Source organism: Psychrobacter nivimaris (genome assembly GCF_009812035.1).
In the GTDB taxonomy this organism is placed as follows: Bacteria; Pseudomonadota; Gammaproteobacteria; order Pseudomonadales; family Moraxellaceae; genus Psychrobacter; species Psychrobacter nivimaris.
Genome location: NZ_VZIZ01000015.1, coordinates 1 through 20,883, shown reverse-complemented (window position 1 = coordinate 20,883; position 20,883 = coordinate 1). Strand labels below are relative to the sequence as shown.

General features: G+C 44.0%; 15 protein-coding genes and 2 pseudogenes. 10 read left to right on the top strand and 7 right to left on the bottom strand.

The window, feature by feature from the left end:
- Positions 1-3 precede the first annotated feature (3 nt).
- The 5 genes and pseudogenes from FQV37_RS06700 (at position 4) to FQV37_RS06690 (ending at position 6,449) form a co-directional block, all read left to right on the top strand.
- Positions 4-1,641 (top strand): sensor histidine kinase, encoded by a 1,638-nt coding sequence (locus FQV37_RS06700; RefSeq protein ID WP_160021818.1) that lies wholly within the window; start codon positions 4-6, stop codon positions 1,639-1,641.
- A gap of 429 nt (positions 1,642-2,070) precedes the next feature.
- A pseudogene (locus FQV37_RS14370) lies at positions 2,071-3,909 on the top strand (ESPR domain-containing protein); the annotation flags it as partial.
- A gap of 3 nt (positions 3,910-3,912) precedes the next feature.
- Positions 3,913-4,129: pseudogene (locus tag FQV37_RS14365) on the top strand (hypothetical protein); the annotation flags it as partial.
- A gap of 26 nt (positions 4,130-4,155) precedes the next feature.
- The gene (locus tag FQV37_RS14360) at positions 4,156-5,376 is read left to right on the top strand and encodes a hypothetical protein (protein ID WP_420876990.1); all 1,221 of its coding nucleotides are present in this window, start codon (positions 4,156-4,158) and stop codon (positions 5,374-5,376) included.
- Complete coding sequence (locus FQV37_RS06690; RefSeq protein WP_160021814.1) at positions 5,373-6,449, top strand: YadA C-terminal domain-containing protein; 1,077 nt, start codon at positions 5,373-5,375, stop codon at positions 6,447-6,449. Before FQV37_RS14360 ends, FQV37_RS06690 begins: the two co-directional genes overlap by 4 nt.
- 268 nt (positions 6,450-6,717) lie before the next feature.
- Here the strand turns inward: FQV37_RS06690 and maiA are convergent, their stop codons facing one another.
- Complete coding sequence (maiA, locus tag FQV37_RS06685) at positions 6,718-7,368, bottom strand: maleylacetoacetate isomerase (protein WP_205962066.1); 651 nt, start codon at positions 7,366-7,368, stop codon at positions 6,718-6,720.
- A 162-nt stretch (positions 7,369-7,530) separates the two neighbouring features.
- Between maiA and FQV37_RS06680 the strand changes: the two genes are divergently transcribed.
- Complete coding sequence (locus FQV37_RS06680; RefSeq protein ID WP_160021810.1) at positions 7,531-8,388, top strand: IclR family transcriptional regulator; 858 nt, start codon at positions 7,531-7,533, stop codon at positions 8,386-8,388.
- Positions 8,389-8,438: 50 nt separating this feature from the next.
- Here FQV37_RS06680 and FQV37_RS06675 read toward each other — a convergent pair whose 3' ends face one another.
- From FQV37_RS06675 to FQV37_RS06660, 4 genes are all read right to left on the bottom strand, one after another.
- Complete coding sequence (locus tag FQV37_RS06675) at positions 8,439-9,014, bottom strand: VOC family protein (protein WP_160021808.1); 576 nt, start codon at positions 9,012-9,014, stop codon at positions 8,439-8,441.
- Between the two features lie 146 nt (positions 9,015-9,160).
- On the bottom strand, positions 9,161-10,462 hold the full coding sequence (gene fahA / locus FQV37_RS06670; protein WP_420876988.1) for a fumarylacetoacetase: 1,302 nt from the start codon (positions 10,460-10,462) through the stop codon (positions 9,161-9,163).
- 296 nt (positions 10,463-10,758) lie between these two features.
- Positions 10,759-11,955 carry an amino acid aminotransferase gene (locus FQV37_RS06665; RefSeq protein WP_160021806.1) on the bottom strand — a complete coding sequence of 399 codons (1,197 nt, stop codon included), beginning with the start codon at positions 11,953-11,955 and terminating at the stop codon, positions 10,759-10,761.
- A 157-nt stretch (positions 11,956-12,112) separates the two neighbouring features.
- Entirely contained in the window at positions 12,113-13,060 is a 948-nt protein-coding gene (locus FQV37_RS06660; RefSeq protein ID WP_160021804.1) for a LysR family transcriptional regulator, read from the bottom strand.
- 178 nt (positions 13,061-13,238) lie between these two features.
- On the opposite strand from FQV37_RS06660, the gene hppD reads away from it, so the two are divergent.
- From hppD to FQV37_RS06640, 4 genes are all read left to right on the top strand, one after another.
- The gene (gene hppD, locus FQV37_RS06655) at positions 13,239-14,339 is read left to right on the top strand and encodes a 4-hydroxyphenylpyruvate dioxygenase (protein WP_101204482.1); all 1,101 of its coding nucleotides are present in this window, start codon (positions 13,239-13,241) and stop codon (positions 14,337-14,339) included.
- A 131-nt stretch (positions 14,340-14,470) separates the two neighbouring features.
- Positions 14,471-15,418, top strand: coding sequence for a phenylalanine 4-monooxygenase (gene phhA / locus FQV37_RS06650; protein WP_160021802.1), 948 nt, complete (start codon positions 14,471-14,473; stop codon positions 15,416-15,418).
- Between the two features lie 162 nt (positions 15,419-15,580).
- A complete protein-coding gene (locus tag FQV37_RS06645; RefSeq protein ID WP_101204484.1) occupies positions 15,581-15,922 on the top strand; it encodes a 4a-hydroxytetrahydrobiopterin dehydratase in 342 nt (113 codons plus the stop codon).
- Positions 15,923-16,025: 103 nt separating this feature from the next.
- Positions 16,026-17,429 (top strand): Na+/H+ antiporter NhaC family protein, encoded by a 1,404-nt coding sequence (locus FQV37_RS06640; RefSeq protein WP_160021800.1) that lies wholly within the window; start codon positions 16,026-16,028, stop codon positions 17,427-17,429.
- 68 nt (positions 17,430-17,497) lie between these two features.
- Here FQV37_RS06640 and FQV37_RS06635 read toward each other — a convergent pair whose 3' ends face one another.
- Both FQV37_RS06635 and FQV37_RS06630 read right to left on the bottom strand, forming a co-directional pair.
- A complete protein-coding gene (locus tag FQV37_RS06635) occupies positions 17,498-18,244 on the bottom strand; it encodes a siderophore-interacting protein (protein WP_101204486.1) in 747 nt (248 codons plus the stop codon).
- Positions 18,245-18,310: 66 nt separating this feature from the next.
- Positions 18,311-20,491, bottom strand: a complete 2,181-nt coding sequence (locus FQV37_RS06630; RefSeq protein WP_160021798.1) for a TonB-dependent siderophore receptor — start codon at positions 20,489-20,491, stop codon at positions 18,311-18,313.
- Positions 20,492-20,883: the final 392 nt, after the last annotated feature.

Below are 20,883 nucleotides of genomic sequence, written 5' to 3'. Positions count from 1 at the left end.
TCGATGAAAGCTTCTGAGCAGACCCTCAAAAAAGCACCTAAGTTTAAGGTGCGCATTACCTTGTTTTGGCGTTTGTTCCTGAGCCTATTATTGACGATTTTAATCACCTCTGTATTGTCTATCGTGGTAGAGCGCTGGCTGGCTGAAAAAGAGCTGACCTCTCGTATGGATGTACAAATCGATAGTCTATTGATAAAGCGTGAAGAGATGGTCGCGGCGCTACGGGCTGGTGATGTAGACTCTGTCAGGCAGATGTATCGTCAAGACCGCCAGCTGATGAATCAAATCAGAGTTTATGATGAGCAAGGCGCTATTATATTCCCGCGTTACCGTGACCAAGACGATCGCGCGCAAGGACAACTGCAAAGTGGTCGGCGGCTAATGGATCGTGCGATACAACCGTTGCAGCAAATACCACCTAGGCCACCTAGAGTAGAGAATAGCGTTTATGGTCTAGAAGGTCGCAATGCTGACAATAGACTTCGTGAACACGACAATGAAATACCGAAAATTGAGCCGTCTTTTTGGCAAAAATTCCTAAAGTCAAGAACAGCAAGTAGTGCAGCAGTGGCTGATATCGATACTCGTCCTGAACTGGCTGATATGTCTGTTGAATTACCTGATGGTCAGTCAATTATCATACAGTTGCGTCCGCACCTACGTTTTTCGGACGTAGTTGAGCTACAGCACGGTAATTTTCCAATACGTTTGCTATTGATCGTTATCTTTAGTGTATTGGTCTGCATATGGCTCAGTCGTACGCTAACTCAGCGGATTGGCCGTGTACAAAATACCGTACACCGTATGATCGATGGTAATTATCAAGCCAACCCAGAACTGTCTAAGATGGGTGATGATGAGTTGGGGCTACTTGCCAAAGACGTTGCCCATCTCTCGACCAGACTGGTTGACAGTGAGCTGGCACGTAAGCAAATGCTCAGTGATATCTCACATGAGCTGCGTTCGCCACTTGCTCGTCTGGATGTAGCGACTGAGCTGACTCGAGACTTTGCGCCCAATGCCAATCGTTATCTGGACCGTATTGATAAAGAATCTACACGAATGAATGAGCTAATTGAGCAAATCATTCATATTCAGTCTCTACAAATGCAGCAATATACCGTCGATAATTTGGAGAGTGAGGCAGTCGATATATCCGACACCATTAGTAATATCGGAGAGGATGTCTGCTTTGAATTTCAACATAAAGACGTGCATTGGCAATGGCAACCGCCTGTAGCCTCAGCGCTAGATGATTTGGCAGGATTTTGGACAGTCCAAGGTAATGCCGAACAGTTGTATAGTGCACTTGAAAATGTTATTCGCAATGCCTTTATGCACACGGCAGCGGGTTCGACAGTGATTGCGGAAATCAAAGCAATACAAATGGACAATAAGGCACCAGCTGTTCAAATTAATATAACAGACGAAGGTGGCGGTGTCGCAGACAAAGACTTAGAACGTATTTTCCATCCCTTTGTACGGCTCGATACTGCTCGGCATCGTGATACTGGCGGCTATGGTCTTGGATTGGCCATTGTTCATGCTGTAGTCATGGCGCATAAAGGATATATCAATGCTCATAACCGGCAAGATGGTGTTCAAGGGTTAGTGGTTCAAATAGTGCTACCTAGCAGATAAAAAGATAAATAATGCAGAAATAATTTATGTAACCAATATGCGCTTATCATGTATTTTTAATGTGTATAAGCGCATATTTAGTAATAGATAAAAGCTGACTCTTCTTAAAACCGACGTAATTTATTATAAATAAACAAAAATCAAAAGTAGTTATATTCGTTTATATGAATATAACCGATGAACGGTATCAAAACACGGATGAACGGCATTGTCTCTCTATATATATTCGGTAATACTAATATATATAGAGAGTGATAAAGATTATACAAAACAAAACGTCTTATTCCTTAAAGACTACTACAACTATTATTTGAACAAGGTCTCGTTATTATAAGCTTATAACCCGTTTTATTTTGTCACATCGTCTCTCTGACATAGATATTATCTCTGATTTTTTAAATCTGACAAGTCTGTAAGGGAGTACACATCATGAACCGCATCTATAAAGTTATCTGGAATGAAGCCTTACGTTGTTTTACCGCTGTTAGTGAATATGCAAAGGGACGTGGCAAGTCTTCCAAATCTAGCGTTAGCTCTAACGCTTCCATCAGTACAACGTCTAACCTGTCCGTTATCCATACGTTACGTCTGAGCACTATAGCGCTTGGGCTACTAGCGGCTGGCTTTGGCATGCAGGCGAATGCATTGGGTACTTACTTTGCTGGAGACGATCCAACAGCTAGAATACATACCAACTCATTCTTTCATCAAACACTAACGGTGCAGGGTGGAGAGACGGTCACTGGCGATCCCAATACCAAAAATATCAGCGTGATTGCCAATAGGCGTGATAAAGCGCTAACGATAAAGCTCGATGAAAATGTCGACTTAGGCGCTGATGGCAGTCTCAAAACGGGCGATACCTTAGTCGATAATTCTGGCATTAAGATTACAGCCATAAATCCAGCCAATAGTGTCATTTTGAGCAGTAGTGGCCTAAACAATGGTAATAACAAAATCACCAATGTATCCAATGGTGCTGTGATAGCAGGGAGTAAAGATGCAGTTAATGGCTCGCAGCTATACAGATTGGTCAACATAGTTAAAGACAATAAAACCAAATATTATAGTGTTGACTCAACTGCTATTGGTAACGCAAATAATGATGGTGCAACAGGCTACAATGCGATGGCAATGGGTGGCAATGCAAAGGCGACAGGCAGTCAAACTATTGCTATTGGTAGCTCGGAATCTGGACAACAAACGTTAGCAAGTGGCGAGCAGTCTATTGCTATTGGCGCGAATGTTGTCTCAAAAGGACATTCATCTATTGCTATTGGTGGTGATGATTTAGATGCTGCTGCAAATGTTGATGGTGTTAACGACTTATTCAATGCATATACTGGTAGTGATCTTATAGAGGATCCAAATAATCCATATGGGCATACTGAAGCAGGGGGCGCTGCATCCTTAGCAGTTGGTGTTAAAGCACGGTCCGAAGGTAATCTTTCTACTGCTGTCGGTGTCCGTTCAAGCTCAGTAGGTGCAGCATCCTCTGCTTTTGGTGTGGGGGCGTCAGCAAGTCGAGACGGTTCTGTAGCTTTAGGTGCAGGATCAACTACGCTTAGTGAAGCTACGGAGGAAAAGAACCTTATTATCGGCAACAAGATCTATAATTACGCTGGTGTAACAAGTGATAAAGGAGCACAAGTATCTGTTGGTTCAGTAGAACATGAGCGTCAGATCAAGCACGTTGCTGCTGGAGCAGTCAATACAGACAGTACTGATGCTATCAATGGTAGTCAGCTACACGCTACTAATCAATCTATTGAAGATTTATCAGAAAGCAAGATTACCTTTGCGAGTGATAGAGGAGCTCCCGTGGATCGTAAGCTTGGTGAGACACTTAATATCAAAGGTGGTGCAGAGGCCACTGCTGCTTTAACTACAGGCAACATTGGGGTAGAGTCTGATGCTAGTAATAATACCCTAACTGTAAAGTTAGCTGAAAACGTAGACCTTGGCACTAATGGAAGTGTCAAAATGGGAAGTAGTAGTAGCCTTCCTTATAATTTAGGTCCTGTAACAACTGTTAATAGCCTAGGTGTCTTGACAGGTAATTGGCTAGGCAGTACAGCGGTTACTGGTGCAGGTATTATAGTAAATGGCCCACTAGGTATTCCTAGTACTGCTCTAACCAGTGATGGTCTAACTATTCTGAATGGTCCAAGCATGACCAGATCTGGTGGTATCAATGCTGCCAACAAAAAGATTATCAACGTTGATAACGGTGAAGACCCAAATGACGCTGTCAATGTCAGTCAGCTCAGCAGTGCCTCTGCTGCCGCTAAAACAGAGGTCGCCGCAGGTACTAACGTGGCTGACGTTGTAAAGTCTACAGGTGGTAACGGTCAAGATGTCTATACCGTTAATGCGGATGGTGTGACTGCTTCAGCAGGATCTGCAGCTGTCACAGTAACAGCAGGTGAAAAAGACGAGACGACTAACACGACCGATTATGCTGTTGATTTAAGTGCTGATAGCAAAGCCAGTCTGGTAAAAGCGGACAGTGCCATGCAGACCATTGTTGCTCAAATAGATGGCGTTGATGTCAAAACGCTTAACCAAACGGACAATACGGCTAATTTCCTAACAGGAGATAACATTGTTCTCACTGCTGAGGATGGTGGTATTAAAATCGCTACAAAAGAGGATGTCACTTTCACGAGTGCCAGTTTTGCTGATAGTACAGTTCGTGTGAGTAGTGAAGGTCTTGATAATGGCGGTAATAGAATCATCAATGTAGATGATGGTCAGGGAGATACAGATGCCGTCAATGTTAGACAATTAAATGCAACCAACAATACAGTGGACCTAGGACTGAACTTCACAGGAGATGATACAACCGTTGTCGTCAATCGCAAGTTGGGTCAAACGTTGACACTCCAAGGAGGCGCGACAGAGTTAACTGAGAACAATATCGGTGTGATCGCTGATGAAGAGGGCAATCTAAATGTTAGATTGGCTGAAGATGTCATGCTTGGTAAAAACGGTAGCGTGAGAATGGAAAGCACGGTACTTAACAATGCAGGCGTCACCATCACTGATGGTCCTAATCAGACCATTACGTTAAGCAACGAAGGTCTTGATAATGGTAATAATAGAATTATCAAAGTTGATAAGGGAATTGCCCCAACCGATGCCGTAAACTTTGCACAGCTCACTATGACTAATGATGAAATCGCTAAAGGCATCAAAATTGGTGACGGCAATAGTGCCAATGATCAGCAATTTGCATTAGGCGATACCATCAATGTCACAGGAGATAACAATCTGACTACTGTCGCTTCTGCGACTGGCGTCCAAGTAAAACTGAATAATCAGTTAGACCTCGGAGATGATGGCAGTATACAGATAGGCAATAGCATCATGAGTGATGCAGGCTTTACCTTCGTTGGAAATGGCGTGAATAGAATGGTTTCGCAGGTCTCATTGAGTAGCCGTGGTCTAGACAATGGAGGCAACACCATTCGCAACGTTGGGGAAGGTGTGCTAAATACGGATGCTGTCAATGTTGGTCAGTTAAAAGATGTCGCCATTGCCTTGGATCAAGGTTGGGGCATTACCGCTCAAGGTGATATCGCTACGATGGTAAAACAAGGAGATGCTGTCGACCTCAGTAGTAAAGACGGTAATATCAAGGTATCTAGGAAATCAGTGAGTGATGTCGCTGCTCTTAATGGTAGTCCATCACTACAAGCTGTAGCCATACCTACCAACCAGATATTACTTTGAATAGCGTAACCACTGGTGGTACGGTTATGAATGACGATGGACTGACCATTGCAGGTGGCCCAAGTATCACGAAAAGTGGTATTGATGCCGCTAATACCAAAATTACCAACGTTCAAAATGGGGAAGTTTCGGCAGAAAGCCAGGACGCCATAAACGGTGGTCAGCTTTACGCCCAAGGAGCTGGTATCAGTAGTATTATCGGTGGTGACACTGTTTACAATGCCGAAGATGGTACTTTTACCAACAGTGACATTGGTGGAACGGGTGAAAGCAATATCGATGGTGCGATTGCCTCTATCAGACAAGGCACGATTGAAATTAGTGAAAATGTGCAAATTAACACAGAGAGCATTACCACTAATACAACCAATATCGCGACCAATACGACAAATATTGCTACGAATACCAGCAATATCACGACCAATACCACGAATATCAAAACCAATACGGATAAGCTAGATGCTGGACTCAATTTTGGCGCAGACAGTGGTGCCAATATCAACAAACCAATTGGCGATGATAGTGTCCTAAGCTTCACTGGTGGCAATAACATCACCACCACAGCAGATGGCAGTAGTATTAAGTTTGATCTAAACGGTAATATCAGCGTTGATAGTGTCACAGTTGGGACAACGGTGATCAATAGTGAAGGCATCAGTATGCAAGATGGGCCAAGTATGACGTCTCAAGGTCTATATGCTGGTAACCAACGCATGACTGGTGTCGCCGATGGGGTCGAAGCAACAGACGCCGTCAATTATAGTCAGCTTAGCGCGCTTGATAGTCGGCTCAATAACAATATGAGCGATCTTGGCTACAAAATTGACGAAGTAGAAGACGATGCAAACGCAGGTATCTCAGCTGCGATGGCAATGTCGGCAATGCCTCAAGCTTATATCGCAGGTAAGTCATTGATCGGTGGCGGTGTTGGTACCTACAATGGAGAGAGCGCTGTAGCAATTGGTTTCTCTAAATTATCTAATGATGGTCGCTGGGTCATCAAGGTAAATGGTACAGCAGATACTCAAGGTAACGTAGGTGGGGCAGTTGGTGCAGGTTTCCATTTTGATTAACAAAACCTTTCGACTGTAGTTATCGATAGACTATAAAAAAGCAAGACATTGGATGTCTTGCTTTTTTACGGCTTGATAAAGGGTGGTTAACTAGGGTATATCATCAATTAGCACATTAATACATTTAGTGGCCTTAAAATAGCAAGTTTTGTCAAACAACGAGTTCTTCTTTGTTTGGCTATAATTCGTCTTATTTTAGGCTCCGTAATCTAAATGATGACATGCCCTAAGAATATAAGTAGCGTGCTGTTCAAAAAACTGTCTTAAATTAGGCATCACGTTTCGGCGCATCAGGCTGCATCATAGGATCCGCATCTGCGAATGCCTTTAGTGTACGGCAATGAGTATCAATGGCGACGATATTGGGATAAGCGCTCAAATCTACTTTGAAGCGGCGAGCAGAAGAGACTTGCGGAATCAAATAACAATCTGCGAGAGTAGGACTGTCCCCATAGCAGAATTGTCCGCGATTGTTATCCGCTGCCAAACGTGTCTCTAAAGCAGCAAATCCTTCACTGATCCAGCGGTTGCACCATGCAATCACATTTTCCTCGTCTACTGACAGCTCATTGCGTAGGTACTGTAGGATGCGGCGATTATTAATTGGGTGGATGTCGCAACCAATCATGGCGCTCAGCGCGCGTACCTGCATACGTCCAGCAGCATCGTTAGGTAATAATGGATGCTCAGGGTAGACCTCTTCTAACCACTCCAAGATAGCTGGACTTTGATATAATAATAAATCGTCAGCTTGTAGGACAGGCACCAATCCTTGTGGATTAATCGCTTTAAAGGCAGACTTTAACTGTTCATCCTGTGCTAGATTGATCGTGATATCATCGTAATCTAAGCCTTTTAGGTTCATAGCGATACGAGTACGGTAAGACGTGCTACTACGAAAATAGCCATAAAGTGTCATCATGATTCATGTCCTTATGTAGATGTGTTTTTATAAAGATAAATATTATGAAGTAAGGTCTGTATCTCACTGGTATTTGATCGGGCAAGCCATTATTGAAAAAACCATTCACAAGCAAACCATCATCAAAAAATAACCAAGCACACCAGAATCGAGCAAATCATGCCAGCAGACAAAACCCTTGTAGAGAGTTCTATTACCAGTAAAAACCAAAGTGGGGTTCAGTCGCTTGAGATTGGGCTGTCGATACTCGATGTGCTGATCGACCGCAATGAGCCTATGATGCTAAAGGATATCGCTGAATCCATGCAAATGCATCCAGCAAAATCCCATCGTTACTTGGTCAGTCTCATCCGCAAAAACTATGCACGTAAGCTCGATGATGGTCGCTATGGGCTTGGTGATAGAGTCAATGCATTGGCATCACTAGGACATACTGGACTCAACCAAAACAATCTTTTGGCACGTCTCACGCAAGTGGCTAATGAAATCAAAGACACCTTAAACTGCGGTGTACAAATTGCCAAATGGTTTAGCGAAGGCCCTATTATTATTCAGTCCGTTGAGCCAGACAGTCCGATTAGTATCATCACTCGCATTGGCTCACGTATGCCGCTGACAACATCGGCCACAGGGCAGTTATTTGCCAGTTATCAACCTGATGCCGTCATTCAGCCATTGGTCACAGCTGAGTGGCATGCGAGTAATACCGTCGCAGATATGGCCGAGAAGTGGCAGCACTTTACCCAGCTACAGGCCGAAATTCGTACTCAAGGCTATGCGACAGTGACGGGCGATATGCTCATGGGGATCAACGCCATTACGATACCTGTCATATTGCCGCAGTTTGCCAATAGTGCTACTAAACCATCCACAAGTAGTGATAAAGTTGCTAGTGAAGATTTACCGCTAGAATATGCCATCACTATCATTGGAACGACAGAGCAATTGCCAATAAGCGCGCAACATAATGTGGTTAAGCAAATACTGGCGATAGCACAGCGTTATCAAATTGCATAATTAGAGTATCTTTAGAGAACTTATTTCTAAAGATACTCTAATGTTCTGTGTCACTTACCGACAGGGGCAACTTCGCGTGCTTCAGACAACTCATCACTATGCAAAAACTGCGTGTGTGCTGGGGCGCGTTTAGTACGAGACCACTCATCTAGCATGTCTTGCTTGATGGCATCTGTAATCATCGATACTTTGTCTTCTGAGGTTGGATCATCATAGGTCAGCTCGAGACGATGACCATTGGGATCAAAGAAGTAAATTGAGTGGAAAATACCGTGATTGGTCACGCCAATGACATCGATGCCGCCTTGTTCCAAATGCTCTTTGGCAACGATTAATTCATCACGGTCCTTAACCTTTAGCGCTAAATGCTGCACCCAGCTTGGGGTATTTGGATCAAAGGCCATTTCAGGCTGATTGGGCACTTCAAAGAAGGCCAAGACATTGCCACTGCCTGCATTCAAAAAGACGTGCATATAGGGGTCAAAGGCTTTGGTCGAAGGCACATGGTCTTCTGCGAATGCTAAAATGAAATCCATATTTAGATTTTTTTTATACCATTCGACGGTTTCTTTGGCATCTTTGCAGCGGTAAGCCACATGATGAATTTTCTCAATTTGAAAACTCATATCAAACTCCTTTTGATAAGACGTGTTACTCATTTGGCTGTATTCGCATAACGATGAGTAGGTGAATGCGTTTGTCTTCCTATCCGCCTGCATGAGAATTTTCACGCCTATTTTGCTATTTATCTATCTATGTTATTTCTTAAATGCTACTTGTCAAAATCAAAGCTAAGCGCTGGTAATACCTTGCCGCGTACTTCACCAAAGCCAACACGGATGCCGTCTTTTTCGCTATAGCCTTTCATGATGACGGTGTCACCATCTTCGATGAAGCTGCGCGTCTCACCATCTTTTAGTGTGACTGGTTTGGTAGCATTCCAAGCAATCTCTAGCATCGAGCCATAAGAGTCAGGTGTTGGCCCTGAAATCGTGCCTGAGCCCATCATGTCGCCGACTTCTACTTTACAGCCAGTGATGGTGTGGTGGGTAAGCTGCTGTGCCATTGACCAATACATGTATTTGAAGTTGGTCTCACAAATGACTGTCGCTGTTTCCGCATTTTTAGGTAGTAATTCAACCGATAGATTGATATCAAAGCTGTTGTCGCTCGATTTTTCATTTAAATAAGCAAGTGGCTTGGGTTCTTGCGTTGGACAAGCTGTTTTGAATGGAGCCAATGCATCCATAGTGACAATCCAAGGAGAAACCTCAGAGGCAAAGGTCTTGGCATTGAATGGACCTAAAGGCACATATTCCCATTTTTGGATATCTCGGGCTGACCAATCATTGAGCAACACCATGCCAAAGATATGATCAGCGGCATCATCTACGGCGATTGGCTGACCGATATGATTGCCTTTACCAACGACAAAGGCGGTCTCTAGCTCAAAATCCAAGCGCTTACAGGCTGAGAAGATAGGACGCTCATCAGGGCTAGGCTTTAGCTGACCTGATGGACGCACGATATCAGTTCCACTGACAATAACGGTGCTAGCGCGTCCATTATAGCCGACAGGCATTTCGGTCCAGTTAGGCAATAGGGCGTTGTTTGGATCGCGGAACATGGTGCCGACGTTGGTCGCATGTTCTTTCGATGAGTAAAAATCGGTAAAGCCCGGTACTTGCACTGGCAAATGCATGGTGACGTCTGCTTGCTTAAACAGCGCCTTTTTTTGCAAGTCTGCATGGTCGCGTAAGGTGTCAGTGTCGCTAGACAGCAGTGTCTGAATGGTCGTGCGTGCCTGCGTCCAATTGTCTCGACCAGAATCAATAAAAGCATTTAGAGTGGATTGGTTAAAATAAGGACCACCTTCCAAACTTAATAGTCCTTCTGTCTCTAATACAGACAAGTCGAGTACATGCTTACCAATGGCAACACCTGCACGGCGCTTGTTATCACCAGCAGCGTCTTTAGTCTCGCTAAAGATACCATAAGGGAGATTGTGAATAGAAAAGTCAGAGTCAGCAGCGATATCGATAAAAGAGGTGAGGGTGCTGTCAGTCATTGACATGATTTGCTCCTTGCTAATATACATTATGAATTACGTTATAATTAATCACTTACGTATAATGTAATTTATTGATATATGGATTGCAAGTTTTTTCTGCAACGTCTTTTGTGAAAAGGCTGCTTTGAAAAGTTGTTGCCGTTGTTTGACTAAAGGGTTTTAGCTAAACGGTTCTGACTAGATGGTTTTGATTAAATGCTAGGCGCAAAAAAAGGCCGCGCAATCGCTCAGCCTTTCTTATCTATGTTTATTTTTTATAAAGTTATATATTGAGTAATATGTTAAGTAACTTGGACTAATTAGTCTTTTAAGACGTCTGCCATGGCATTAGCCACATAGTCGATGTTACTAGTATTTAGGCCAGCCACACACATACGTGAGTTAGATACCATATAGATCCCAAACTCAATCTGTAAACGCTCGACTTGCTCAGGCGTGAGACCAGTAAAGCTAAACATACCATTTTGACGAGTGATGTAATCAAAGTTACGGTTAGGGATTTTAGCTTCTAATACCGATTTTAGCTTTAGGCGCATCGCTTTGATACGGTCGCGCATCGCATAAACTTCGCCAACCCACTGCTCATGTAGTGTTTCATCGTTCATAACGATATCGACCACACGTCCACCATGTGATGGCGGGCTTGAGTAGATACGGCGTACGGTTGCGTTTAGCTGACCGAATACGCGATCGGTTTCGTCTACGGTTGGGCAGACGACTGATAGGCCGCCGACGCGCTCGCCGTATAGCGATAAGTTTTTAGAGAATGAGTTGCTAACAAACAATGGCAAGCCCATCTCAACCGCTTTACGAATAGCGTAAGCATCGCTGTCCATGTCTTCGCCAAACCCTTGATAAGCGATGTCCATGAATGGAATCAGCTCACGCGCCTTCACGACGTTGAGTACAGTGTCCCATTGCGCTTGAGTCAAATCCATACCGGTTGGGTTATGGCAGCATGGGTGTAGCAAAATAACGTCATTTTTGTTTAATGTCTCAAAAAACGCAATCATTTCATCAAATTTGATGCTGCTGTTGGCTTTGTCGTAGTACGGGTATTTACCGACTTCTACATCAGAGCCTTCAAAGATAGCGATATGGTTGCCCCATGTCGGATCGCTCACATAGCATTTGGCTTGTGGGAACCAGTCATGGATAAATTCAGCACCAACTTTCAACGCGCCAGAACCACCGATTGTAGCGATAGTAGCGACCAAGCCGTCCTTTAAAATCTGAGCGTCTTTACCAAATAGTAATTCCTGACAGCCTTTACGGTGACCTGGCAGGCCTGCCATTGGCAGGTATGGACGCGGTGCGATAGGATCAGCAATACGCTCTTCGGCTGTTTTTACACAGTCGAGTACAGGCAATACGCCATTCTCATCATAATAAATACCAATACCTAAATTGACCTTGTTAGGATTGCTATCTGCTGAGTATTTTTCCATAAGACCTAAGATTGGATCACCAGCGTAATAATCGATACGTTCAAACATGCCATTTCCTTATAAAAATATAAATCGAGCAGCCGAAAATCATAGAGCAAATCGCGGCTGAACTCAACACGAGAGTGGGTTATATGAGGCAATTAATAAAATAAATAGCCAAATAGATTGTTTATCCATCTATCAAGCGCATTTGAGGTGCTATATGTCATTTGGTAGACGATGAGTCAGAGTGATGTAGGTCGTTATAATGAGTCGCAAAATACGTTTGCAGAAACTGTTTGAAGGCAATCGTCGCTGGAGACAAAGCGCGAGATGCTCGCTGATAGATAAAGAACTGCCGCATTTTGACTGGTTGAGTGAGTGGGCGCATCAGTAGACCATTGGCACTGACCCAGTCAATGACCTCAGGCATATAAGGCAGACACAGCGTGATACCAAAACCTTGGCGTGTCATCTCAAGCGCGGTGGACATAAAGTTCACCTTGTATCGAGCTTGTTGAACGTGAGCGGAGATAGAGTCGTCGAGCTCTGCGGTTACTTGATCTAGGAACGGACCTTGTAAGGTAATTAGTGGCGTTTCTAATAAATCTTGCCAAGTAATTTCGTCTCTTTGTGCCAGTGCATGATTGTCTGGCATAACCACGCAAAATGGTAGCTGATACAACAAGTCAGCCCTGATGTCATCATCAGTTTCTATAAAACCGAGCTCGGTACCAACCCCTAAATCGACTTCGATATCTTGAATATGCTTGAGCAAATTTTCTGCTGAACAGTCCAATAGTGAGACGCCGATATTTGGATATTCTTTGGCAAATTGAGCGATGACGGCAGGTAGGGAAGACGCCGCAAACTGTGATACAGCCAAGCGCACATGACCTTGGGCTAAGCTGGTCAAGCTACTTGCTTCATTTTCAAACAGCTGCATTTCATTCAAGATACGCCGCGCTTGCGGTAGTAGATGCCGTCCGACTGCTGACAAAGATAACTGGCGAGTGGTGCGATCAAACAACACGATACCTAGGCCAGTCTCTAATTCCTTAATCAATCCACTGACGGCAGATTGGGTCAAATACATCTGTTCGCTGGCACGAGTAAAACTGCCGTTGTCAGCGACTTTGATAAATGCGGTCAATTGGCGAATGCTGATATTCATAAGTAAACCTGATAAATAAATCATAAAAAACAATTAGTCTTATAAATAAAGCTAATCTAATATAAATACAACGTCAACAATAAAGATTGATTATTAATCGTTTTATAGACTTTTACTAATAATCGACTTTTACCACTCATCGATTTTCTATTACCAATTGAAATTAAGGATAATTACAATGGCAGATTTATTTGACAACCCAATGGGACTAAATGGATTTGATTTTGTCGAGTTTGCTTCTCCGCAGCCTGATGCAGTCGACGCATTGTTTAAGCAGCTTGGTTTTGCCCATGTCGCCAATCACCGTTCAAAAGACGTTGCTCTATATCGCCAAGGTGATATCAACCTTATCTTAAACCGTGAGCCAAAAAGCCAATCCAGTTACTTCGTTGAAGAGCATGGTGCTGGTGCTTGTAGCATGGGCTTTCGGGTAAAAGATGCCAAAAAAGCATATGAGCTTGCGGTGGAAATGGGTGCGCAGCCAGTAGATGTGCCAACTGGGGTGATGGAGCTTAGATTGCCTGCTATCAAAGGCATTGGCGGATCATTAATCTATTTGATTGACCGTTATAAAGACGGCGAATCTATCTATGATGTCGACTTTGAGTTCTTTGCAGATATCGACAGAAACCCTGTCGGCTATGGCTTCAAAGTTATCGACCATCTAACGCACAACGTCTATCGTGGACGCATGGCATACTGGGCAAAATTCTATGAGCGTATCTTTAATTTCCGCGAGATTCGCTACTTTGATATCAAAGGTGAGTACACGGGACTAACCAGTAAAGCCATGACAGCACCGGATGGAAAAATCCGTATTCCACTGAATGAAGAAGCCAAGCAGGGCGGTGGCCAAATCGAAGAGTATCTAATGCACTTCAATGGCGAAGGTATTCAGCATATTGCTTTAGCCAGTGATGACTTGTTTGCCAGTATTGATAAGCTAAAAGCAGCTGGTATTCCGCTGATGACCGCACCAAATGCCGCTTATTATGAAATGCTGAGCGAGCGTTTACCGAACCATGGTGAAAATGTCGCTGACTTGCAAACGCGCGGTATCTTGTTAGACGGTACAACAGAAGGCGGCGCACCGCGTCTATTACTACAGATTTTCTCGGAAACCATCTTAGGTAGCCCAGTGTTCTTTGAGTTTATTCAACGTAAAGGCGATTATGCAGATGGCTTTGGTGAAGGCAACTTTAAAGCGTTGTTTGAATCGATAGAGCGTGACCAAGTACGTCGCGGCACAGTCGGTCAGCCAGAGACTGAAACCCTATAATATTGTCTAATGCTCGGGCCACGTTTAATCAATGGACAAGACAAAAGGAGTTTGTGTTGTCCTTAATAGGAGTATTACCTAAAAGCATACTGCAAAGGTAATGCTCTCATTGCGATAAAAGGAATACAGGCATGGAACGCCTATCACAGATAGATTCTCTTAATACTGCCATCGGTACCAATAGCGTTGCGACTAATAAGCAAAGCGACGATGCGTCCAGTCATTCTAACGCGACAAATAAAAAACAGCCCTATATCTCACACCAGCCAGATAGCAATGGTCATATTCACTATAGTGATGATGAGCATGCGATGTGGCAAGCGCTGCTGGCACGTCAAGCAGAGCAAACGCCTAATCGTGCTTGTACTGCATATCTAGATGGTTTGACTAAGTTAAATTTACCGACGACGCATATCCCGCAGCTGCATGATATCGATGAGGTATTACAAGCGACCACAGGTTGGCAAACGGCTGCTGTGCCTGCATTAATTAGCTTTGGTAAATTTTTCAAACTGCTCGCCAATAAGTCCTTTCCTGTGGCGACGTTTATTCGTCGATTCGATGATATGGACTATATCGAAGAGCCTGATATCTTTCACGAAATCGTTGGGCATTGTCCGCTATTGACCCATCCTGCGTTTGCAGCCTTTAATGAGACGTATGGTAAGCTTGGTCTTAGTGCAACCAAAGAGGAGCGCTGGTTTTTAGCAAGGCTTTATTGGTTTACCATCGAGTTTGGATTAGTAGGCAGCCGCGTGGAAGATCGTAGAATTTATGGCGGCGGTATATTAAGCTCACCTTCTGAAACGATCTACGCACTTGATCGGACGCCGCAAGAGCTTCCAATCGCTCAAAATAAGCCGCAATCTCAACCTCAGTCTCAACCTGAGCACCGAGCGTTTGATTTGCTCGATGTGTTGCGGACGCCTTATCGTATCGATCAGATACAGCCGATCTACTATGTCATCGATGAATTAGATACCTTATTTGATATCGTCAATAGTGACATTATGGGTACGGTCAAAAAAGCTATGTCGCTTGGACTATTTGAGCCGACCTATCCAGAAAAAACTCGTTAAAGATGTCAATTCAAAATTAAACATGAAAACTATCACTTCAGTACGAAGTATTGAGATAGCAATACAGCTATATCAACATCGATGTACGAGTATTAGAAACTAGCTATCAAAACAACCATTAAAAACTGACATCGAAAACAGCCACTATAAAAGGATTTTATTATGACAGCGTTATCACAAAATAGCTGCGAAGCTTGCCGCATTGGCGCACCGAAAGTTGATGAAGCCGAAGCAAAAGAATTATTACCGCAAATTCCTGATTGGTCACTAATTGAGGTGGATGGTATTCAGCAATTGCAGCGTCAGTACAAATTTAAAAACTTCGTCTCAGCAATGGCATTTGCCAATCAACTGGCAGAAATCGCTGAAGCAGAAGGACATCATCCGGGTATATTGGTAGAGTGGGGTAAGGCTACGGTCACTTGGTGGTCGCATAGTATCAAGGGTTTGCATCGCAATGATTTCGTCATGGCAGCTAAGACCGATGACTTACTGAGCAAGTAATAGGTTTCCTCATTAGCAAATCACTTCAATCATACTTTCACAATCAAAATTAAAATAAAACCCAATCTAGTGCCAGTATTTACTGGCATTTTAAGGATGTGTCATGCCACCAAAACCCCTCACATTAATCAGTGCCAAGCTCGCCTTTATTATATCCGCCATCGTCATCGGTATCATGGGCATCACCATGATCGGCTTTGGCTGGGTGCCTCATCTGTCTCTTATCTTAGCCATCTGTGTGCTACTGGCTATTGGTATGTATAAAGGACTCAGCTTCGATGACATGCAAGCGCAAATGGCCTCAGGTGTCATGCGTGGTATCGGTGCCATCTATTTGTTCTTCTTTATTGGACTGATGGTTGCGGCTTTGATGATGTCAGGGGCGATTCCTACACTGATGTATGTAGGTTTTCAGCTTATCTCACCTGAGTACTACTATATCTCTGCCTTTATCTTGACGTCCATTATTGGTATTGCCTTGGGCAGTAGTTTGACGACTGCAGCTACCTTGGGTGTGGCCTTTATTGGGATGAGTAATGCCTTTGATGCCAATGTGGCGATAGCGGCAGGGGCAGTAGTATCAGGTGCGTTCTTTGGTGATAAGATGTCACCCTTGTCTGATACTTGTACGATTGCGTCCTCTGTAGTGGGTATCGATCTGTTTGAGCACATTCGTAATATGATGTATACGACAGTCCCTGCGTGGATACTGACGGTGATACTGTTTTGGATGTTCTCAGGACAGACGACCAGTGCTGATCTGAGTCAAGTAACCATGCTACAAGGACAACTGATAGACAGCGGTCTGGTACATGGGTATTCGGTATTACCCTTTGTGGTATTAGTCGGATTGGCACTGTTTCGGGTCAATGCGATTTATACGATTATTTGTACCATTGCCGCTGCACTGATTATTACTTATATCCATAGCTCACCAAGCTTTGGTCAATTGGGTGGTTACTTGTTTGCAGGCTATGCCCCTGCTGAGTCATTGGAGCTGGGTGAGGTAGGTGGTATGCTGTCGCGTGGCGGTGTACAGAGTATGTTCTTTACCCAGGCGATTGTGATACTGGCATTAAGCTTAGGTGGTCTATTAACGGCACTGGGTATTCTGCCAGCACTGCTATCTGGTATTAAGGACACATTGACGACATCAGGCCGAGCGATATTCGCCGCAGCGATGTCGGCACTGAGCATTAACGTGCTGATTGGTGAGCAGTACTTGAGTATTCTACTATCAGGTACGGCGTTTCGTTCGACGTTTGAGCGTTTGAACTTACATCCTAAGAATTTGTCTCGTACGATTGAGGATGCAGGAACGGTGATTAATCCATTAGTGCCTTGGAGTGTGTGCGGGGTGTTTATCAGTCAGGCGTTAGGGGTACCGGTATTAGACTATCTACCTTATGCATTCTTCTGTTATTTGTCACTGCTACTGACGCTACTATTCGGGTTCACGGGGCTGACGATTAGTCGAGTAAAAGAGGGGAAGGTGGTCGAAGCGTGATAGATAATGATTGATAAAAAAAGGTGGGGCTAATATTAGCCCCACCTTTTTTGTTTCGAAATACGTAACTACTGATCTTCCGTTTGTGCATCCTGACTTTTGACGATTTTATGCTGATCCTCTGTGCTATCGACTTTCCAGTAGCTAGAAACATATAAATGCGTCTTTGGTACCGCGCGCTCAACTTTGAAGTACTGGCGCAGTGCACGCATACTATGGAACTCACAAGCTGCCCAAACAGCAGGTTGACCATCAAGCCAGTTCAATGATTTAACACAGTCCAGTAAAGGTCTATCGTCTGCATTTGGATGCGCATTAATCACCCAATGTATCTCGACGTTCTCTGGTTTTTTGAGTGTCTGACGATCTGCCTCAGTCGTCACTTCAAGTACTGCGTAACCACGAGCCTCAGTAGGCAACTGGGCTAAGTTGACCGTAATCGCTGGTAGCGCAGTCATATCGCCGACTAATAAAAACCAATCCGCTTCATTGTTAATGAGCTTTTTTGGCCCTGGACCACCTATCAGAATCTGATCACCGACTTGCGCATTACGTGCCCATGCCGATGCGGGCCCTTCCGTCTCATGTAAAGCAAAATCAACATCTATTTCGCCATCACGTTGCACGCTCACCGTATAAGTGCGCATCAGTGGGCGGCTACCTGCATCTTGAGGGAATATCAGTTTGATATAAGCACTTTCTTGATCGATAGGAAAATCAACCATGCCAGCACCGCCAAGCGTGACACGGCACATATTTGGCGTAATGTATCTAGTGCCAATAACTTCTAGTACTCTTGGAGTAGGTTTTGCCATATTGTGCTTTCCTTCTAACAGCGGGTTGGCTTACTAATAGCACCAACCCGCTGTCTGTAGTATTTATTAAAAACTGGCTTTTAAGCTGACCGACATTTGACGCTCAGGCCCCATCCAGCAGTTCTCGGTATCATAACAAGCACCAACGTAGGTCTTATCAAACAGATTGTTGATACTCGCGCCGACAGCGAGCATGGGGTTGATCTGATAATTACCGCCAATATCGACCAACGTCACGCTTGGCAATTCATCTGAGTTTTGCTTGTCAATCTGCATGCCGTCTTCGTAGCGAATGCCAGCATTTAGAGTGAGCTTGTCTGTCGCATAGTAGTCGGCCCATAGCGTGGCTTTGTGCTTGGCTGTTTGGGCAGGGGTGTTGCCGACCACATCAGGGTTGAACTCATCTTCTGTGATCTCAGCATCGGTATAGCTATAGCTTGCAGCGAGATCTACCCAATCATTGAGCATACGACTGCCTGATATCTCAAAGCCTTTTGATTCAATTTCACCAGTTTGCGTTTGGCTTCTGTAGTTGATTTCATCCGCTACTACGACGTTTTTTTGTGTGATATCAAATACGGCAAGCGTTCCTTGAGTGGCACGATCTTTTGACAAGTACTTCACCCCAGCTTCTAGTTGATCGGCAGTGGTTGGCTTAAATGGTTCATTGGTAATAAAGTTACTACCGACCACAGGCTGGAACGACTGCGAGTAGCTGGCATAAGGGGAGAAACCATTACCAAAGTCATAAATGGCAGCGAAACGACCACTGGTTTCTGAGGCATCATTGTCAATTGTTTTGTCGCTATAGATGACGCCTTCAGTGGCTTTGGTTTGCTCAGTGATACTGTCAAAATTATCGTGACGTAAGCCTGCCACTACAGTCCAGTCTTTCCATTTCATTTCATCTTGTACATAAAAACCAAGCTGGCTTTGTTCGATATCTTCCTCTTGACGATAAGCATCTAATGGCAGAGTGTCAGCATTGATTTGTGAATAATCTGGATTAGATAAATCAAGATTTGGCGTGCCATCTGCCCCAGCATCATAGTAAGTCGCGCTGCTATCTGTCTCTTGATACTCAACACCGAACAGTAGATTGTGTGAGGTGTTAGCTGTATTGAATTTATAGGCAAGCTGGTTGTCCGTGGTCCAGTTATTCATGCTCTCATCCGTGGTATAAGCCACGCGATTGAGAATCGTGTCACTGCCCTCTACAAACCCTCCACTGTTATACATATTGCGTTGCTGCGCCTCGGCATCGGTATAGCGCATGATATGTTTAAAAGTTAACTGGTCATTGATGTCCCAGTTTACGGTGACGCTTGGCATAAATACTTCTTTACTAAACTTATTCCATTCATCGCCTGCATAGGCATCACTGTCAAGCTTGCCATAGCTTGCATTATAGACGGTGCCGACAGCAGGCAATGGGGTAGATGGTACCATCTCTGGATCGTCTTGATAAAACAGATTAGCAAGTACCGACACATCATCAGTCGCTTGCCATTCAAGCGACGGATTAATCAGCAATCGCTCTTCTTCTGTGGTTTGCATTTGTCCATCTTTTTGACGTTTTAGCGCGACTAAGCGATAGTTCAATGTGTCCGTGATAGGCCCTGTACTATCGACGGCCACTTCTTTTAGGTTTTGATTGCCAAGTCGTAGCTGTACTTCGTTTTCTTGAGTGCTCTTAGGGGCTTTGGCTATTTGGTTCACCATACCGCCGGGTGCTGCATAGCCATAGAGGGAAGATGCAGGACCTTTCACCACCTCGACCGCTTCAGTCGCATAGACATCGACTTGTGGCATCAGATTCCAAGCGCCATCGTAGGGCAGTCTTAGTCCGTCATAAAAGTTTGAGTAGGTTTTAAATCCGCGGATATTGTACTCATCAAAGACAGATACCGTACCGCGGCTCTCAGAGCTTACGCCTGGCTCATAACGTAATGCAGCATTGACGCTATCTGCCTGACGCTTTTGCAACAGGTCTTGATCGATTCTGGTATAGCTCATTGGCGCATCGTTTGGGTCCAATGCAGTTTTGGTGCCAGTACTACGATAGCCATCTGAGTAGACGGTGATAGCATCCAAGGTGGCTGATGGTGTAGCAGCCTCATCGTTTTCAGTGTTGTTTGTCGGCTCTACAGCGTAAGCGGCGTGACTCATACCCATGATCAGGCCAATTTGTACTGCTGTGGTGAGATATTTTTTACGAATGACGTTATTGGTTAGATGAGACCGCATCAGATTTCCTCTTGGACTAAAATGATTAAATATTATTTGTGACAGTTAAAGCAAATTTATGACGACGCTAATAATAACACTAATGATAATTATTATCATTAAAAAATTACAACGAGACAGTTTTGAGAAGTATTTGCAGTATTTGCACTGTTAATAAGGGGCTAAAGACAGAGTATTGCGAATAGAGTCACGCAGGTTTACTGTTTTGACTGATGTATTTTAAACGATGGTTTTTGTCAGATTTTTCTCGTATTATGCAGCAGCATTCTGAATACAATTATTTACAGTAGATTTTTTACATCGCTGTATTGCAGTCATCATACGGCGTCATGCTAGGGTGTGTTGACATATATAGAATAATTGATAATCATAGTGTTATGACTAGATTAACC

What these genes read in the sequence shown, in the direction of transcription:
- hppD (WP_101204482.1), top strand. Translation starts at nt 13,239, where the DNA reads ATGGCAGATTTATTTGACAACCCAATGGGACTAAATGGATTTGATTTT.
- FQV37_RS06675 (WP_160021808.1), bottom strand. Translation starts at nt 9,014, where the DNA reads ATGAGTTTTCAAATTGAGAAAATTCATCATGTGGCTTACCGCTGCAAA.
- fahA (WP_420876988.1), bottom strand. Translation starts at nt 10,462, where the DNA reads ATGTCAATGACTGACAGCACCCTCACCTCTTTTATCGATATCGCTGCT.
- FQV37_RS06635 (WP_101204486.1), bottom strand. Translation starts at nt 18,244, where the DNA reads ATGGCAAAACCTACTCCAAGAGTACTAGAAGTTATTGGCACTAGATAC.
- maiA (WP_205962066.1), bottom strand. Translation starts at nt 7,368, where the DNA reads ATGACACTTTATGGCTATTTTCGTAGTAGCACGTCTTACCGTACTCGT.
- FQV37_RS06640 (WP_160021800.1), top strand. Translation starts at nt 16,026, where the DNA reads ATGCCACCAAAACCCCTCACATTAATCAGTGCCAAGCTCGCCTTTATT.
- FQV37_RS06660 (WP_160021804.1), bottom strand. Translation starts at nt 13,060, where the DNA reads ATGAATATCAGCATTCGCCAATTGACCGCATTTATCAAAGTCGCTGAC.
- FQV37_RS06680 (WP_160021810.1), top strand. Translation starts at nt 7,531, where the DNA reads ATGCCAGCAGACAAAACCCTTGTAGAGAGTTCTATTACCAGTAAAAAC.
- FQV37_RS14360 (WP_420876990.1), top strand. Translation starts at nt 4,156, where the DNA reads ATGCAGACCATTGTTGCTCAAATAGATGGCGTTGATGTCAAAACGCTT.
- FQV37_RS06630 (WP_160021798.1), bottom strand. Translation starts at nt 20,491, where the DNA reads ATGCGGTCTCATCTAACCAATAACGTCATTCGTAAAAAATATCTCACC.
- FQV37_RS06645 (WP_101204484.1), top strand. Translation starts at nt 15,581, where the DNA reads ATGACAGCGTTATCACAAAATAGCTGCGAAGCTTGCCGCATTGGCGCA.
- FQV37_RS06700 (WP_160021818.1), top strand. Translation starts at nt 4, where the DNA reads ATGAAAGCTTCTGAGCAGACCCTCAAAAAAGCACCTAAGTTTAAGGTG.
- phhA (WP_160021802.1), top strand. Translation starts at nt 14,471, where the DNA reads ATGGAACGCCTATCACAGATAGATTCTCTTAATACTGCCATCGGTACC.
- FQV37_RS06665 (WP_160021806.1), bottom strand. Translation starts at nt 11,955, where the DNA reads ATGTTTGAACGTATCGATTATTACGCTGGTGATCCAATCTTAGGTCTT.